The 17,425-nt window shown below is 66.6% G+C and carries 14 protein-coding genes; 13 read left to right on the top strand and 1 reads right to left on the bottom strand.

From position 1 onward, the window contains the following. Positions 1-79: 79 nt before the first annotated feature. From mnmA to ACQCSY_RS15630, 7 genes are all read left to right on the top strand, one after another. A complete protein-coding gene (gene mnmA, locus ACQCSY_RS15600; protein ID WP_427130158.1) occupies positions 80-1,192 on the top strand; it encodes a tRNA 2-thiouridine(34) synthase MnmA in 1,113 nt (370 codons plus the stop codon). A 310-nt stretch (positions 1,193-1,502) separates the two neighbouring features. Next, positions 1,503-3,131 carry an ABC transporter substrate-binding protein gene (locus ACQCSY_RS15605; protein WP_427130160.1) on the top strand — a complete coding sequence of 543 codons (1,629 nt, stop codon included), beginning with the start codon at positions 1,503-1,505 and terminating at the stop codon, positions 3,129-3,131. Positions 3,132-3,263: 132 nt separating this feature from the next. Further along, positions 3,264-4,355: an ABC transporter permease gene (locus ACQCSY_RS15610; RefSeq protein WP_427130162.1), complete on the top strand. Its 1,092-nt coding sequence runs from the start codon at positions 3,264-3,266 to the stop codon at positions 4,353-4,355. Positions 4,356-4,357: 2 nt separating this feature from the next. Continuing rightward, entirely contained in the window at positions 4,358-5,377 is a 1,020-nt protein-coding gene (locus tag ACQCSY_RS15615) for an ABC transporter permease (RefSeq protein ID WP_427130163.1), read from the top strand. After that, positions 5,374-7,092, top strand: coding sequence for an ABC transporter ATP-binding protein (locus ACQCSY_RS15620; protein ID WP_427130164.1), 1,719 nt, complete (start codon positions 5,374-5,376; stop codon positions 7,090-7,092). The genes ACQCSY_RS15615 and ACQCSY_RS15620 overlap by 4 nt, the downstream gene beginning before the upstream one ends. 196 nt (positions 7,093-7,288) lie before the next feature. Then, a complete protein-coding gene (locus tag ACQCSY_RS15625; protein ID WP_427130166.1) occupies positions 7,289-7,735 on the top strand; it encodes a chorismate mutase in 447 nt (148 codons plus the stop codon). Between the two features lie 2 nt (positions 7,736-7,737). Next, a complete protein-coding gene (locus ACQCSY_RS15630; protein ID WP_427130168.1) occupies positions 7,738-8,781 on the top strand; it encodes a hypothetical protein in 1,044 nt (347 codons plus the stop codon). Here the strand turns inward: ACQCSY_RS15630 and ACQCSY_RS15635 are convergent. Further along, positions 8,778-9,491 carry a DUF4166 domain-containing protein gene (locus tag ACQCSY_RS15635; protein WP_427130170.1) on the bottom strand — a complete coding sequence of 238 codons (714 nt, stop codon included), beginning with the start codon at positions 9,489-9,491 and terminating at the stop codon, positions 8,778-8,780. The two genes, ACQCSY_RS15630 and ACQCSY_RS15635, sit on opposite strands and share 4 nt — an antisense overlap. A gap of 228 nt (positions 9,492-9,719) precedes the next feature. Here ACQCSY_RS15635 and mtrA point away from each other — a divergent pair, with 228 nt between their 5' ends. The 6 genes from mtrA to ACQCSY_RS15665 all read left to right on the top strand — a co-directional run bounded on the left by mtrA (position 9,720) and on the right by ACQCSY_RS15665 (position 17,407). After that, complete coding sequence (mtrA, locus tag ACQCSY_RS15640; protein ID WP_427130171.1) at positions 9,720-10,394, top strand: MtrAB system response regulator MtrA; 675 nt, start codon at positions 9,720-9,722, stop codon at positions 10,392-10,394. Further along, on the top strand, positions 10,366-12,306 hold the full coding sequence (gene mtrB, locus ACQCSY_RS15645; RefSeq protein ID WP_427130173.1) for an MtrAB system histidine kinase MtrB: 1,941 nt from the start codon (positions 10,366-10,368) through the stop codon (positions 12,304-12,306). Before mtrA ends, mtrB begins: the two co-directional genes overlap by 29 nt. Beyond that, positions 12,303-14,021 (top strand): LpqB family beta-propeller domain-containing protein, encoded by a 1,719-nt coding sequence (locus ACQCSY_RS15650; protein ID WP_427130175.1) that lies wholly within the window; start codon positions 12,303-12,305, stop codon positions 14,019-14,021. Before mtrB ends, ACQCSY_RS15650 begins: the two co-directional genes overlap by 4 nt. A 145-nt stretch (positions 14,022-14,166) precedes the next feature. Further along, positions 14,167-15,192, top strand: coding sequence for a ComF family protein (locus ACQCSY_RS15655; RefSeq protein ID WP_427130177.1), 1,026 nt, complete (start codon positions 14,167-14,169; stop codon positions 15,190-15,192). A gap of 193 nt (positions 15,193-15,385) precedes the next feature. Continuing rightward, complete coding sequence (hpf, locus tag ACQCSY_RS15660; protein WP_427130179.1) at positions 15,386-16,111, top strand: ribosome hibernation-promoting factor, HPF/YfiA family; 726 nt, start codon at positions 15,386-15,388, stop codon at positions 16,109-16,111. A gap of 33 nt (positions 16,112-16,144) precedes the next feature. Continuing rightward, the gene (locus ACQCSY_RS15665) at positions 16,145-17,407 is read left to right on the top strand and encodes a winged helix-turn-helix domain-containing protein (protein WP_427130181.1); all 1,263 of its coding nucleotides are present in this window, start codon (positions 16,145-16,147) and stop codon (positions 17,405-17,407) included. The last annotated feature ends 18 nt before the right edge of the window (positions 17,408-17,425 follow it).

Consider the following 17,425-nt stretch of genomic DNA (forward strand, 5'->3'; position numbering starts at 1 on the left):
ATTCGGCGTGGCGATAGAATGCCAGGGCAGGCATTGTGTTAGTCATGCCGGCAATCCCCGAAATCCAGAGAAAGCCAGTATGCGAGTTCTTGCAGCCATGAGCGGCGGCGTTGATTCCGCCGTTGCCGCAGCCCGCGCCGTCGAGGCCGGACACGACGTCGTCGGGGTCCACTTGGCGCTGTCCCGGATGCCCGGCACCCTGCGGACCGGCAGCCGAGGCTGCTGCACCATCGAGGACTCCCGCGACGCCTGGCGGGCCTGCGACGTGCTCGGCATCCCGTACTACGTCTGGGACTTCTCCGAGCGCTTCAAGGAAGACGTCGTCCAGGACTTCATCGACGAATACGCCGCCGGACGCACCCCCAACCCGTGCATGCGCTGCAACGAACGCATCAAGTTCGCCGCCTTGCTGGAAAAGGCGATCGCCCTGGGCTTCGACGCCGTCTGCACCGGCCACTACGCCAAGGTCATCACCGACGCCGACGGCAACCCCGAGCTGCACCGCGCCGCCGACTGGGCCAAGGACCAGAGCTACGTCCTCGGCGTTCTCACCCACGAACAGCTCAAGCACTCGATGTTCCCGCTGGCGGACACCCCCTCCAAGGCCGAGGTCCGCGCCGAGGCCGAGCGCCGAGGGCTCTCTGTCGCCAACAAGCCCGACAGCCACGACATCTGCTTCATCCCCGACGGCGACACCGCCGGATGGCTGGCCGAGAAGATTGAGATGACCACGGGCGACATCGTGGACGAGGCCGGAACGAAGGTCGGCGAGCACCCCGGCGCCAACGCCTTCACAGTCGGCCAGCGCCGCGGACTGAAGCTGGGCACCCCTGCCGCCGACGGAAAACCGCGGTTCGTGCTGGAAATCCGGCCGAAGGAAAACAAGGTGGTCGTGGGGCCCGAGGCCCTCCTGGCCATCGACGGGATCCGCGGCATCAAGGTCTCCTGGGCCGGGCTGCCCATCGCCGAGGTGGACACCGGCGAGGAGTTCGACTGCTACGCCCAGGTCCGCGCCCACGGTGACCCCGTCCCGGCCCGGGCGCACATGGAAGCGGGGAACCTCGTGGTCACCCTGATCGAGCCCCTGCGCGGCGTCGCCCCCGGCCAGACCGTGGTGCTCTACCAGGGCAGCCGCGTGCTGGGCCAGGCGACAATCGACGCCGCCCGCTCGCTGCAGCGCGCCGCGCTCTAAGCCCGGAACCGGCGGCCCGCACTCCGGGCACCCACCCTCCGGGCGGCCCATTCACCGTTCGCTCGACGGCCCCGCCCATGTGGCGGGGCCGTCGTCGTCTGCGCCCTTCCGCTGCCGAAGATCCGGGCGGAATCCTGAAGAAAGCGATGAGTTCCTTCGGTTCGTGTAAATTTTGTGTCTCAACTCACAAGATGCAACGATTCACCGAATGATTTTCTGGTTGAATCTAGGAATCAGCACAGCGTGCCGCCCGCCGAGCCATTCGTTCACTTCGGGCTGCGCTAGTACTCATCGAACAGAAAGTTCACAGATGGCAATGAACAAAAAGGCCTTGCAGAGCGCCATCGCGCTCGCCGGGGTTTCCGCGTTTGCACTGACAGCCTGCACGGGCCCGTCCGGCGGCGGGGGCGGGTCATCAGCCGCGGCAAGCGGTCCGATCGCTTACGGCACCACGGACAAGGTCACCGCCCTGGATCCTGCGGGCGCGTACGACAACGGTTCGTTCATGGTGATGAACCAGATCTACTCCTTCCTGCTCAACTCGAAGCCGGGCGGCGCCGATCCCGTGGCGGACCTGGCCGAGTCCGCATCCTTCACTTCGCCGACGGAGTACACGGTCAAGCTCAAGTCAGGATTGAAGTGGGCGAACGGGCACACCCTGGACTCCAAGGACGTCAAGTTCTCCTTTGACCGGCAGACCAAGATCAACGATCCCGCCGGCCCCGCAAGCCTGCTGGCCAACGTGGACAGCGTCACCGCCCCGGACGCCACCACAGTTGTCTTCAAGCTGAAGCTGGCCAACGACCAGACTTTCGCGCAGATCCTCAGCAGCCCTGCCGCACCGATCGTGGACGATGAAGTCTTCCCGGCCGACAAACTGCTCGACGACGACTCGATCGTCAAGGCAAAGGCCTTCTACGGCCAGTACACGATCGACACGTACAAGAAGAACGAGCTGGTCAGCTTCAAGGCCTTCGCGGACTACAAGGGTGTGTTGGGCAAGCCGGCCAACGATGCCGCCACGATCAAGTACTACGCGGATCCCACCAACATGAAGCTGGACATCCAGCAGGGCAACATTGACGTGGCAAACCGCAGCCTCAGCGCCACCGACATCGATGACCTGAAGAAGGACTCCAAGGTCAAGGTCAACGTCGGTCCCGGCGGCGAAATCCGTTACATCACTTTCAACTTTGACACGATGCCGTTCGGTGCCAAGTCCGCGGACGCCGATCCGGCCAAGGCACTCGCCGTCCGCCAGGGCGTCGCAAACCTCGTGGACCGCAAGGCCATTGCGGACCAGGTCTACAAGGGCACCTACCTTCCCCTGTACTCCAACGTTCCCAGCGGTTTCCTCGGCGCCAACGAATCGTTCAAGGACGCGTACGGCGACGCCGGCAAGCCCAGCCTGGAAAAGGCCAAGAAGGTCCTCACCGCTGCCGGCGTGACCACGCCCGTGACGCTGAACCTGCAGTACAACCCGGACCACTACGGCAAGTCCTCGGGCGATGAATACGCCATGATCAAGGACCAGCTTGAGAAGTCCGGCCTGTTCAAGGTCAACCTGCAGTCCACGGAATGGGTCACCTACTCCAAGGCCAGCAGGGCCGATGAATACCCCGTGTTCCAGTTCGGCTGGTTCCCGGACTTCAGCGACGCCGACAACTACCTGACCCCGTTCTTCCCGGACGGCGGCTTCCTGAAGAACCACTACAACAACTCCACTGTCACGGATCTGATCAACAAGCAGCTCACCACCGTGGACAAGAGCGCTCGCGAGTCCGCGCTCAAGGATGCCCAGAATGCCCTGGCCAAGGACATCTCCACCCTTCCGTTGCTCCAGGGCGCACAGGTTGCCGTTTCCGGCAGCGGCGTCAAGGGTGTCGATTCCACCCTCGACGCTTCCTTCAAGTTCCGTTTGGGAACTGTTTCAAAGTAAGGCTGCATCCCTGCGGTCCTGACCAGCCTAGGAGGCGGGGCGCCCTCGAGGCGCCCCGCCTTTCCTGGCCATCACCGCAACTGCAGTTCACGGGGCCGGCCCATGGCCGCGAAAGCACAATTTTAGGTACCAATGACAACACTGATAGAGGCGCCGCCAAGCGACGCCGACGGACTCCTTCCGTCCAAGAAAAAATCATCAGGCGGGGGGCTGGGGACCTACATCCTGGTCCGGTTCTTCCTGATCCTGCCGACCATGTTCATCCTGGTGACCATGGTCTTCTTCCTGATGCGGGTCATCGGCGACCCCATCACTGCCGCCCAGGGCGGCAGGCTTCCCCCTGATGTGCTGGCGCAGCGCATCCACGACGCCGGGTACGACCGGCCGATAATAGTGCAGTACTTCGAATACATGGGCCAAGTGGCGACGGGGGACTTCGGCACGACAATCACCGACCGCCGGCCCGTTGTTGAAATGCTCGCAACGTTCGGCACGGCAACCCTGGAGCTGGCAATCAATGCCGTCATCGTGGCTTTGCTTGTGGGCATCCCGCTCGGAATGATCGCCGCCCACCGGCGCGACAAGGCGCCCGACGCCGTCCTGCGCTTCTTCGCGATTCTCTGCTACGCCACCCCCGTGTTCTTCGCAGGCCTGCTGTTGAAGCTGACCTTCTCGGTCTGGCTCGGCTGGCTGCCTGTCGCAGGACGGGCCTCGACGAGGACCGAGCTGGCCATGGGAAGCCTGTCCGCGCCGACCGGCATCTACTGGCTGGACGCGCTGCGCAGCGGCAACATGACGGCCCTCGGCGACGTCATGGCCCATGCCGTCCTCCCGGCGGTCGCCCTCGGGCTGCTGACGGCCGGGGTGTTCCTCCGCCTAGTCCGCACCAACCTGATCGGCACGCTGGGCAAGGACTACGTCGAAGCCGGCAGGTCCCGCGGCGTCAGCGAATTCCGGCTCGTGACCAAGCACGCCTACAAGCCCGCGCTCATCCCCATCATCACGGTCATGGGGCTGCAGATCGCCCTCTTGCTCGGCGGCGCCGTCCTGACCGAGACCACATTCGAGTGGAAGGGCCTCGGCTACCAGCTGGTCCAGTACCTGAACGCACGCGACTTCGTCGCTGTCCAGGGCATCGTTGTGCTGCTGGCGGTCATCGTTGCCGTCACGAACTTCGTCGTCGACGTAGTCGCAGCCCTGATCGACCCGCGAGTGAGGTACTAGCCATGAACGCAACCACAGTAAGCGGGCGCAAACAGCCCTTCATCGACCGGCTTCCGGTGATCTCGCATTTCAGGAAGAGCGTCGGGCTGCAGCGCGGCATGCTCGTCACCGGCCTCGTGCTGACCATCTTCTTCCTGCTGACCACCGTGCTTGCACCGGTCATCGCGCCCTACGGCTACTCACAGCTCAGTGACGAGTCCGGTACCTTCCCCGCCCAGCAGGCCCCCAGCGGGAGCCACATCATGGGCACCACCGTGGGCGGCTACGATGTCTTCTCCCGGGTGATCTGGGGTTCCCAGACGGCCGTGATCGTGATCGTTGTCGCGGTGGCCATGTCGATCTTCCTCGGCGTTGCCCTTGGCCTCGTCAGCGGCTACTTCGGCGGTTGGCTGGACCGGGTGCTCGTGGTGATCGCCGATGCGATCTACGCCTTCCCGTCACTTCTGCTGGCCATCGTGATGTCGATCGTCATCAACCGCGGCCAGTCCAGCTTCTGGGGAGGCATCCTCGCGTGCTCGTTCGCCATCTCCGTGGTGTTCGTCCCGCAGTATTTCCGTGTGATCCGCGCCGAAACCATCCGGCTGAAGGCGGAGCCGTTCGTCGAATCAGCCAAGGTGGTGGGTGCTTCCAGCATCCGCATCATGGGGCGCCACATCTTCAAGAACGCCACCCGCACCTTGCCACTGATCTTCACGCTGAACGCCTCGGAGGCAATCCTGACCCTCGCGGGACTGGGCTTCCTGGGCTTCGGCATCGAACCGTCGTCGGCCGCCGAGTGGGGCTTCGACCTCAACAAGGCCATGGCTGACGCCTCATCGGGAATCTGGTGGACCGGCGTTTGCCCCGGTACCGCCATCGTTCTGACCGTGCTCGGACTTACCCTCGTCGGTGAGAGCATGAACGATCTCAATGATCCAAGGCTCAGGGGCCGCAAGCGCGCCGGGGGCAAGGTGCCAGCCGGGCGCCCCGACGCCGGCACGGGCGCCCAGGCCGCCATCGAAGCAGAAGCGAGAACGCTATGACCCTCAACATCGGTTCCGTTTCGGACCAGCCGGAAGCGGGCGGACGCCCGGTTCTGGACATAGACAAGCTCAAAGTCACCTTCGCCACGGACGGCGGCGACGTCTACGCCGTCAAGGACGTGAGCCTCGAGGTCAACCCCGGCGAGGTCGTTGCCATCGTCGGCGAATCGGGATCCGGCAAGACCGTCACGGCCAAGACCATCCTGGGACTGCTGCCGGAAACGGCGACCAGCTCGGGTGCCGTCCTCATCAACGGCAACGACGTGATCAGCGTCAGCGCGGCCAAGCTCCGGCAGATCCGCGGACGTGACGTCGCCATGGTGTTTCAGGAACCGTCAACGGCGCTCAACCCGGTCTTCACCGTGGGCTGGCAGATTGCCGAGGGCATCCGGGCTCACGCCGACACCGGCAGCGGCGGCCACCGTGTCTCCGCGAAGGAAGCCAGGTCTCGGGCGATCGAAGCCCTCCGCAAAGTGGGCATCCCGGACCCGGAAAGCCGGGTCAACTACTATCCGCACCAGTTCTCGGGCGGCCAGAAGCAGCGCGTCGTCATTGCCGCCGCGCTGGCTCTGAACCCGGGCCTGATCGTGGCAGACGAGCCGACCACAGCCCTCGACGTCACTGTCCAGGCGGAGATCCTGGACCTGCTTCGGGATCTGCGGGACAAGTACGGGACGTCCATTGTGCTTATTACGCACAACATGGGAGTGGTGGCCGACCTCGCCGACCGCGTGGTGGTCATGTACCAGGGCGATGTGGTGGAGGAAGCTCCCGCACGGGTCCTGTTCGCCCAGCCCAGGGAGGACTACACCAAGAAGCTGCTCGCAGCCGTTCCGCACCTCGGCCGCAACGCCGCCTCCGAAGGCATGACGGAACGCGCCCACCAGGGCGGCAAGGTGCTGGTGGAGGCGAAGAACCTGACGATCGAGTACCCGGGAAGGCTGGGCAGCCCGGCGTTCAAGGCCGTCGACGGCGTCAGCTTCACCGTGTCCGAAGGGGAAGTCTTCGGCCTCGTGGGGGAGTCCGGCTCCGGCAAGACCACCATCGGCCGCGCCATCGCAGGGCTCAACCGGACCACGGGCGGCAGCCTCAACGTGCTGGGCTACGAAATGCTGAACTTCAAGGAGCGCACCTTCAAACCGCTCCGCAAGCAGATCGGCTTCGTGTTCCAGGACCCGGCGGCATCCTTCAACCCGCAGCTGACCATCGGCGACTGCGTGGCGGAACCGCTGATCATCCACGCCAACCCGACACCGGCTGAGGCGCGCAAGCGGGTCAGCGAGCTGCTCGAATCGGTGCAGCTGCCGGCGTCGTACGCTGAACGGTTCCCGCATGAACTCTCCGGCGGACAGCGGCAGCGCGCCTCCCTGGCGCGGGCGCTCATCCTGAACCCGAAGCTGCTCATCGCTGATGAGCCGACGTCGGCCTTGGACGTTTCCGTGCAGGCCGTGGTGCTGGACCTCTTCAAGGAGATCCAGCGGGAATTCGGCTTCGCGGCCCTGTTCATCAGCCATGACCTCGCCGTCGTGGACATGCTCTCCCCCTGGGTCGGGGTGCTCTACAAGGGCAAGATGGTGGAGCAGGGGCTCGGGAACCAGGTCATGGGCAATCCGCAGCAAGAGTACACGAAGAAGCTCATCGCGTCCCTGCCCGTACCGGACCCTGACGAGCAGGCACGGCGCCGGGAAGAATTCCGCGCCGTGCTCCACGGCTAGCCTTTCCGGCACGCCCCGCGGCGCCCTCACCGGGGCGTTGTCGGGGCCTCCCGGGGCGTTCCTGGGGGATTCCCGGGGGGACATGCCCACCGTTCGCTCCGAACGGTGGGCATGTCCCTGTGAGGAGGCCAGCGGAGGCGGCTGCTACCGCGCTTAACAGCAGAAGTGATTGGCCCCGTGCCCCTAGACTGGGTCAATGACCGAGCAGAACCTCAATCTTCCTGATGCTGATTCCTATGACCCCGCGGCCAGTTCCCTGGCCGGCCAGGTGGACCCAGCGGTGATGGCGGAGCTGTTGTCGATCCGCTCCAGCATCGACAACATTGATGCCACCCTGGTGTTCCTTCTGGCCGAACGCTTCAAAGCGACGCAAAAGGTCGGTTTCCTGAAGGCAGCGCACAAACTTCCCGCGGGCGACCCCGGCCGGGAGACGGCCCAGATCGCCCGCCTGCGGCGCCTCGCCGCGGAGGCCCACCTGGACCCGGCCTTCGCCGAGAAATTCCTGAACTTCATCATCGGCGAGGTCATCCGCCACCACGAAGCCATCGCCGAGGACCATCAGGCAGCGGCCAGGAACGCCGACGGCGGCACTGCTGTCCAGGCTGCCGGCTCCGCGGACGCTACCGTCGCCGCAGACGCTTAGCCATGGCAGTACAGTCGCTGCCGGATCCCGGACAGGTCACCGCGACAGCCTTGGGTCCATGGCCCGGCGAGGACCCGATCGAGGCCACGCGCATCGTCCGCGGTGAACTCGGCAGTCCGCATCTGCCCTTCCTCACCGAGCTTCCCGACCGCGGCGTCGGCTCGGATGCCCTCGGCCGGACCGCGTCACTGCTCGTGGAACTCTCCATCGACGTCCAGCCCTACGGCTGGAGGCTCGTGGACCGGCCCGGCAAGGACCTGATGCGGGCGAAGTCGGCGCTGTCCACCGACATCAACATCCTGGCGGACCTGATCGGTGCCGAGGACGCCCCGTCCGCGGATATCAAGATCCAGCTGCGCGGACCGCACAGCCTCGCCGCCGGCCTGCACCTCCACAACGGGGAGCGGGCCCTGATCGACTACGGCGCACGGCGCGACATCGCGGCGTCCCTGGCGGCCGGCGTGGACGGCTACCTGAAGCGAGTGGCTGAGGCGGCACCGGGTGCCCGGATCGTGGTGCAGATCGACGAACCCGAGATTGCGTCCGTACTGGGCGGTACCATTCCGACGTCCAGCGGCTACCGGACGCTGCGGTCCGTGCCCGGCCAGGAAATCACCGAGTCCTGGCAGCTGGTCATTGACGCGCTCCGCGCCGCGGGCGCCGTCGAAGTCGTGGTGGCGGTCCCTGAAGTCGAGGCGCCGATTGACCGGATCCTGGCCGCCGGCGCGGACGGGATCGCCGTGCCGCTGCGCGCGCTCACCTCCCGGCAGTGGGAGCAGCTCGCCGGTGCGGTGGAGGCCGGAAAACGGCTTTGGGCCGGAGCCCTGGACGTGGCTGATCCCGCCGCGAGGCTGCCGCGGGTTGCCGAAGTGGTGGAATACGTCTGGCGGCCGTGGTGCCAGCTGGGGCTCCCGGCGTCGACGCTCGGAGCCCTGCGTGTCACGCCGTCGGAGGGGCTGGCGCAGCATTCGCCATCGTCCGCGACGGCCGTCCTGGCGCGGCTGACCCAGGTGGCGGACGGGCTCAACCAGTTGGTCCTCGGTTAGACCCGGCGCTCCCAGCGGTCCGGACGGGCGCGCCCGGGCAGGTAGCCCGATGTGGGGGTGGCGCCGGGGTAGGGCTCAAGCCGGTAGTCGAAGCGTCCGGCGTAGACCAGAACCAGGCCGATCTGGGGCTGGATCACTTTGACCTGGATCCGGTGCCTGCCCGCGACGCCGTCCTGCGGCTCCCACCACTGTTCGGCGTAGGCCTTGGCATCGAGGGCATCCGGGAGCGGAATCCGCACCGGTCCCAGGAACAACCGGGACGCCTCGGACACACCCCGCAGCCTGCCGTCCGGGGTGACGCTGAGGTTGAGGTCCGTGACGAGCCGGCGGTAGCGGCCGACGTAGTCCACCAGCCCGGGCCTGCTGCCGGAATCATCGAAGCTGGTGGTGTCGTGGAAGAGCCGGGTGGTGCCCGGGAAGAAGATTTCGCGCCGGGCGGTCAGGCTCGAACGGCCGAACGGGTCCAGGTGGGCGTGGTTCTCGATCCGGAACCTGATTTCCTCACCGTATTCGGGGAAGAAGGCCTGCTCGCCCGTTGCGAGCCGCAGCAGGGGACGCAGCCAGGGCTGCCTGCAGCCGACGACGTCGAACACCCCCTCGCCGACGCCGTAGTGGCCGGATCCCGGCGCGAGCGAGAAGTACTCCTGGAGCTCCGGCTGCAGCCGGGCGAAGTCACGGCCAAGGGCGAGCTCGTAGATAGGGGTGTTCACGGAGTCCTCCTGGGGTCCTGGCTGGTTGACTGGGGCCTGTCCACAGCATGCAGGACAACACGCCGATTGTCACAACAGACCGGCCGCCTTCAGCCGGATCTACGCCCGGGCCGGGGCGGCCGGAAGACCCGGGCCGCCATTGCCGAGAGCCCCCGCCGGGAACAGCCCGCGCCATGCCGGTGAGCCGCTCAATACGACAAAGCCAATTCAATAGGGGAATATATAACTATGAAGGCACGCATTCTGGTAGTGGACGATGACGAGGCGCTCGCCGAGATGATTGGTATTGTGCTGCGCAACGACGGATTCGAGCCCGTCTTCTGCGCTGACGGCGGGCAGGCACTGGAAGTATTCCGCTCCTCGAAGCCGGACCTCGTGCTGCTCGACCTCATGCTTCCGGGGATGGACGGCATCGAGGTCTGCCGCCAGGTCCGAGCCGAGTCCGACGTCCCTATCGTGATGCTGACGGCCAAAGCCGATACCTCGGACGTGGTCCGGGGACTCGAGTCCGGGGCCGACGACTACGTGCCGAAGCCTTTCAAACCAGCCGAGCTCGTAGCCCGTGTCCGGGCGCGGCTCCGGCCCGGCGACCTGAAGGCGCCGGAAACCCTGCGGATCGCGGACGTCACTATCGACGTCGCCGGCCACCTCGTCAGCCGCGGCAGCGATCGGATCTCGCTGACGCCGCTGGAATTCGATCTGCTGGTCGCCCTGGCGCGCAAGCCGTGGCAGGTCTTCACCCGTGAGCTGCTCCTGGAGCAGGTCTGGGGCTACCGCCACGCTGCCGACACCCGGCTGGTCAATGTCCATGTCCAGCGGCTGAGGTCCAAGATCGAACGTGACCCGGAAGCCCCCGAAGTTGTATTGACGGTCCGTGGTGTCGGCTACAAAGCAGGTTCCTGAAACCCCGGCGCAGGAACCCGGAGACGCGCGTCCTGACGGCGAGCCGGGCTCCCGGCATGCGCTCGTCTTCCGCGCCAGGCTGTGGGCGAAGCGGGCACGGATTGTCGGCGTTAGGGTCGGCCGCCTCGTCCGCACCGGGGCGGGACGCCTCCTGCCCGGCATCCGCTACCTGCTCCGGGCGGTCCACCGGCGGTGGCGCCGGTCGCTGCAGTTCCGGACAGTGCTGACCACGCTCATGCTCGCCATCAGCTCATTTGCGCTGGTGGGCGCCTATCTTTCCAACCAAATCGCCAACAACCTCTTCCAGGAGCGGCTCGCCCAGGCCGAATCGGAGACGCGCTACAACGTCAAGCAGGTCCAGGACACCTTCGACGGCGCCCAGGTCACCGACCAGTCGAGCGTCATCACCCTGGTCTACGACACCCTGAACGCCGTCGAGGGCCGCGGGTCCGTGATCCAGCGCCGCTATGTTTTCGAAGCGATGCCGGAGCAGACCAAGCCCCGCAACCGCTGGGTCGAATCGCGTGCCTCTGACCAGCTCACGATCAGCGTCATCCCCGCGGATCTGCGCAAGGCCGTCGAGGATTCGGGCAAGGACCAGTACTGGGCGTCCACGGAATTCCCGGTCGGGACCGAGGACCGGCCCGGCATCGCCGTCGGCAACAAGGTGACCTTCAATGGCACCGTCTACGAGCTCTACCTCATCTATGACCTCAACACGGCCCAGAAGACCCTCGATGAGATCCAGAACGTCCTCCTGGCAGGCGGGGCCGCGCTGGTGCTCATGATCGGCGGCATCGCCTGGTACGTCACCCGCAACGTGGTGAGTCCGGTTAGCCATGCCGCCGTCGTCTCCGAAAAGCTCGCCGCCGGCCAGCTGCAGGAGCGCATGGTGGTCAAGGGCGAGGACGAAGTCGCCCGGCTCGGGGCGTCATTCAACCACATGGCCGCCAGCCTCCAGGAACAGATCACCCAGCTGGCCACGCTGTCGCAGATGCAGCAGCGGTTCGTTTCCGACGTCTCCCACGAGCTCCGCACCCCGCTCACCACGGTGCGCATGGCCGCGGAAGTGCTTTACGACGCGCGCGAGGACTTCGACCCCATCAACAAGCGGTCCGCGGAGCTGCTCTACAACCAGGTGGAACGGTTCCAGTCGCTGCTGGCCGATCTGCTGGAAATCTCCCGCTTTGACGCGGGCGCGGCCACCCTCGACGCCGAACCCACGGACATCGTCCAGCTCATCTCGCATGTCATGGACGGCGTGGCGCCCGTCGCCGCCGAGTACGGCTCGGCGGTCACCTTCAACGCCCCTGCCAGCAGCATCATAGTGGACATGGACGACCGCCGGATAGACCGGATCCTGCGCAATCTGGTCCTTAATGCCCTGGAACACGGCGAGGGTCGGCCGGTGAACATCTCCGTGGCCGCCAATGACGCCGCGGTGGCGGTGGCTGTGCGGGATCACGGAATCGGCATGGCTCCCGCGGAGGCGGCCCGCGTCTTCGACCGCTTCTGGCGTGCCGATCCCGCCCGGGCCCGAACTACCGGCGGCAGCGGGCTGGGACTGTCCATCGCGGCCGAAGACACCAAGCTCCACAACGGCTGGCTGCAGGCATGGGGAAAGAAGGGGAACGGGGCCAATTTCCGCCTGACCCTTCCGCTGCGACAGGGAGAGACCATCACCAAATCGCCCCTCCAGCTGGGGCCGGTCGACGTCGGCCTGCCCGGCGCCGGACGCGAGCGGACCATGCTGCTGCTTGACCCGTCGCCGGCCCCGGACCCGCGTCCGGATCGCGGCGCCACCCCCGAGGGCGGCACCAATTCCGACGGCGACACCTCGGGCGCCATCACCGACGGCGACATCGCGGGCGCCATCACCGACGGCGACATCGGAACGGAGGACGTGGTATGAGTGGTACTTCGGGAAAGTTCACCCGGGCGGGTGCGGCCCTGCTCGTCCTGGTCCTGTTCCTGCTGACGTCCTGCGCCCAGATCCCGCGGTCGGGCCCCGTCGGCAAGAGCACGGACGAGAGTGCCGGAAACCCCAACGCCCCGGTGTTCTTCCCGTCGGCGCCCCGCGCCGGGGCAGGGCCGGAAGCCGTGATAGAAGACTTCTACCTTGCTGGCAGCGGCTACGAGGACGACTACGCCGTCGCCCGGCAGTACCTCACGCAGGCATCGTCCGTGTCCTGGAAGCCGGACCAGCGGGCGCTCGTCTTCCGGAGGGCCAGGGTTGTGCCCACCGGCGTTGAAAACGTCTTCAACTACGAGCTCGACCTGGCGTACTCGGTGGACGCCGACGGGGTGGCCACCCAGCTTCCCGAGGGCACCACGGAGAACATTCCGGTCACGCTGACCCAGGTGGACGGCGAATGGAGGATCTCGGAGATCCCGGACGGTACCGCCATCCCGGAAGAGACCTTCAAAGTCATCTACGGCGCCTATCCGATCTACTTCTACGACCCCACGTTCACGTACGCGGTCCCCGATGTCCGGTGGTTCATCAGGAAGAAGACCGTCAAGGCCATGACGAGTGCCCTGCTGGGCGGACCCGCCCCCTATCTCAAGGGCGCCGTCGTCAGTGCATTCCCTTCCGGCATCAAACTGGCCCGGGAATCGGTGCCGGTGGTCTCCGGGGCGGCGCAGGTGGATCTCACGGCCAAGGATCTGGTTGATGCCTCCAACGAGGACAGGCTGCGGATGCAAACCCAGCTGGCCCTGACCTTCCGCAGCCAGCCCGATGTCGTCAACGTCGAGCTCCGGGCCAATCAGGACCTGGTGCGGGTCGAAGACAATGGGACGGTCCTCCCGCCGGTACGGGACAAGAACGTCCCCGCCCACCAGATCGCCGTGAGCAACAATGACCTGGTCCGGTACGAAAACAACAGGCTTTCACCACTCCCGGACATTCAGTCCGTCGCCGCGCTCGCGCCCCGGGCTCCTGCGGAATCTCCCGTCTCACAGTCCGTGGCGTTCCTCAACGCCGGCCGCACCACCTTGTACTCGATCGTGCCGGGCCAACCCGCCAGGGCGCTGACCACCCGGGCCACCCTGACACGTCCCTCCTTCGGCCGGTATGACTGGGTGTGGACGGCCGGACCGGGGGCGACCGGCGGCACCGAAGTCATTGCCTACAAGCCAGCCGGCCTGGCGGAGGGCGCCAGTGTGCCCACTGTGACCCTGGCGCCGAGCTGGCTTGCCGGGCGGACGGTCAAGGAGTTCAGGGTATCCCGCGACGGTACGCGTGCCCTCGTCATTTCGGAGCAGAACGGCAAGTCAAACGTCCAGGTCACGGGCATCATCCGGACCGCGGACGGCACCCCCAGGGATCTGACCGCGCCGATGACCCTCCTGACCCCCCGGGACCCGGACCAGGGGGTGTGGGTGGACGACACTACCGTTGCCGTCATGAAGGGCTCCGCCAGCGACAACGTCACACCCGAGCTGTTGTCCCTGACCTCTGCACAGCCGCAACAGCTTGCGCCGTGGCCGGGGCTGACAGCCCTCAGCGCCGGCAATGGCCCGGAGGAGATCTTCGGCCAGTCCGCCGAGGGGATCTTCCAACGGCTGGGCAACGGCTGGTCACCCCAGCTCAAGGGCCCCATCGACCCGGCCTTTCCCGGCTGACCCGTCCGGCTGGTCCGGAACCGGCCCATCGACGTGCGTCCCCGCCCGGCCGCCTCGACCGGTCCGCCAGCGCTGTTCCCGCTCGTTTTCCACATAGGGGCCGACGGCGCTTCCGCCGCGTGCGCTGCCGGTCCAGGCTCGGAGGATGAGCAGCCGACCGCCCCGCCCTGACGACGCCGGAAACCGGCATGCCGGGAACCAGCACGCCGGGAACCAGCATGCCGGGAACCCGCACGCCGGGAACCTGCGGCAGACCGAGGATCCGGACCTGGCTCCGGCAGCGCTGACAGCGGCGAAACACCGCGGCGAGTACGCCCGTCCGCTGGTGAGGATGGCTGACAGGACCGCGGCGGCAGCGGCTGAACTGCTCGCTCTCGCCGCGCCGGTGGACTGCGTCTGCTGCGGCGCGGAGGATGCCGCCCTCTGCGGCGTCTGCGAGCGGCAAGTCCGCCTGCTGACGCTGAGCCCTTTCCGGACCGAGGCCCAGGCGCCGGCCCTGATGGACATGGACGGGTCCGTACTCCTTCCGGTGGTGGCTGCCGGTGCCTACCGGGGGGAGCTGGCGCAGTGCGTGTTGTCCTTCAAGAGCCACGGCCAGGGACAGCTCGGAGACGTGCTGGCGAAGGGCCTGGCGCGGGCCCTCAATGCCGCCGCAGGGCAGGCGCAGGGACTCTTCCTCGTTCCCGTGCCCACCAACAGCAGCGCCTTCCGGAAGAGGGGATTCAGCCCGGTCCATCTCCTGCTCCGTAGGCTCAGCCGCAGCCATGAAGTTCCCGGGCTCACCGTCGTTGACGCCCTGCGGAAGGCCGGTCCCCTCGCCCGGATCCGGAAGCCCTCAGGATCCCCGATGATCCGCAGGCTGCTGCCCCTGCCCGGTCCGGGCGCCGGGCCCGAGGAGTCCCGCCGTCTGCCTGGCGGGCAGAAGGGACTCGGGCGCGGGGCCCGGGCCCAGCGCGTGCGCGGATCCATGCGAGCCAGGGCCGGGCTGCGCGGGCCGGACGTCCGGGGACAACCATGCATCATCGTCGACGACGTGCTCACCACAGGGGCCACGCTGGCGGAGGCTGCCCGCGCGTTGCGGGAAGCAGGGGCGCTGGTCCGCGGCGCCGTGGTCCTCGCCGCGACACGCCCGCCGGTCATCTCCGACTTCGGGCCGCCGGCCGTGCCCTAGCGCGGAAGGGGGACGACAAGGAAAAAAATAAACCGGAAAAGGATGAATAACAGGGGGCTATGAACTAACGTCGAAGATGGGTACCAAGAACAGATGTACCTGTCGATAGCGGCTCGGAAAGGGGCTCGACTGTCAATCAGATCGGCCCCGGGAAGTGCCGCCGTCGTGTCACCGAAGTCATTTGGAGGGCACCATGGAGTTCATGATCAGCGGACGTAACTTGACGGTTTCAGACCGCTTCCGCGAATACGCCGACGAGAAGATCTCAAAGATCGCATCGTTGGGAGACAAGGTCCAGAGGGTGGACGCGAAGGTCACCAAGGAGACCAAGGCCCGCCAGACCGCGGAGTTGCTCACGGTTGAGTTGACTGTCTTGGGCCGTGGCCCCGTGATCCGTGCCGAAGCAAGCGCCGCCGACAAGTTCGCCGCGTTCGATCTCGCCTACAACAAGCTTCTTGAACGCCTGCGCAGGGCCAAGGACCGCAAGAAGGTCCACCACGGCAGGCACACGCCGAAGTCCGTCACCGAGGCAACGGCAACCCTTGAGCCGGCAAGTCCCAGCGAGCCCCTCTACGTTGAGGCGAGCCATCAGCAGGAGTCCCCGGTGCCGGCGGCAGGGAAGTCGCCGTATGAGGTCGAGAACGACATCCCGGCCGGCGACTCGCCCGTGCTGATCCGCCGGAAGGTCTTTCCTGCGTCAAGCCTGACCCTCGACGACGCAGTCGACAACATGGAACTTGTGGGCCACGACTTCTACCTCTTCGTGGACAAGGAATCCAAGGCGCCGTCCGTGGTGTACCGCCGTGACGGCTGGACGTACGGGGTTATCTCCCTGGACCAGACTTGCGAGCCGGGGCATTCCAAGCTGGAGGAACAGATCCTCGCCTACCGTTCCCAGGATGAGCCCGCCAGCGCATAAGCTGGTGCTGACTTTTTCGATGAAGGGACTGACGTGCGTGAATCGCTGAGCCTCAAACAGGCACGGCGGATCGCCTTGGCAGCCCAGGGATTGGACAAGGTGCGGCCCGCCGGACCCGTGACTGCACGGGCGGTGGGCCGTACCTTTGCCCGGCTGCACCTGGTCCAGATCGACTCCGTCAATGTGCTCTCCCGCAGCCACTACCTGCCGTTCTTCTCCCGCCTCGGGAACTACGACCGCGCGATCCTGCAGCGCATGGCAGGGACCCATCCGCGCCGGATGATGGAGTACTGGGCCCATGAGGCCAGTTTCATCCGGCCGGAGCATTTCCACGATCTGGTGCAGTGGCAGAACCGGAACTGGGTCGGCGCTTCGGCGATGGACCCGGAACTGCGGAACGGCGTCGCGTCCCGGGTGCTGGAAGCCCTCGCTGCCGGGAAGCCACTGACCGCCGCCGAACTGACGGCACGGCTGGGTCATGTGGAGGAGAGGCAGCCGGACAACTGGGGCTGGAACTGGAACGCCGTCAAAAGGGTCCTGGAACATCTCTTCGAGGCGGGCCTCGTCTCTGCCGCCTCCCGGACCGAATCCTTCGAACGGCGGTATACGCTGACCGCCAAGGTCCTGCCCGGCCAGGACGGTTCAGGCGGGGGACTCGAACCGGATTCGGCCGCCGCGATGGACCGGCTGATCGACGCCGCAGCCCAGGCCCACGGGATCGGGACCGTGAAATGCCTCGCGGACTACTTCCGGACGCCACTGCGGGCGGCCGCCGTTTCCGTGGAGCACCTCGTTGCGGCCGGCCGGCTGCAACCGGTCACGGTCGCAGGCTGGGACAAACCGCTGTACCGACATGTTGACGCGAAACTCCCGCGAGCAGCCACCGGCCGGGCGCTCCTGAGCCCCTTCGACTCACTGGTCTTTGAACGCCGGCGGCTCGAGGCGCTGTTCGGGTTCCACTACCGGATCGAGATCTACACACCGGAGCCTCGGCGCCGATTCGGCTATTACGTGCTGCCGTTCCTGCTGCGCGACGGGATAGTGGCACGGGTGGACCTCAAGGCAGACCGTGCCGGCGGACGGCTCCTGGCGAGGGCCGCCCATGCGGAGCCGGGCGCGCCGGCGGACACCGCCGTCGAACTCGCCGCGGAACTGCAGCTAATGGCAGAGTGGCTGGGACTGGACGGAGTCGTTGTCTCCCCGACGGGGGATCTGGCACCGGCGCTCGCGGACGCCGTGGGCGTCCGCATCCGCTCTGAGGGAACAGGCGCAACCGGCGCTGTGTCTCTCCCGTAGACTAAACACGCCAGAATT

This window comes from Pseudarthrobacter sp. S9 (assembly GCF_050156545.1).
Taxonomy (GTDB): domain Bacteria; phylum Actinomycetota; class Actinomycetes; order Actinomycetales; family Micrococcaceae; genus Arthrobacter.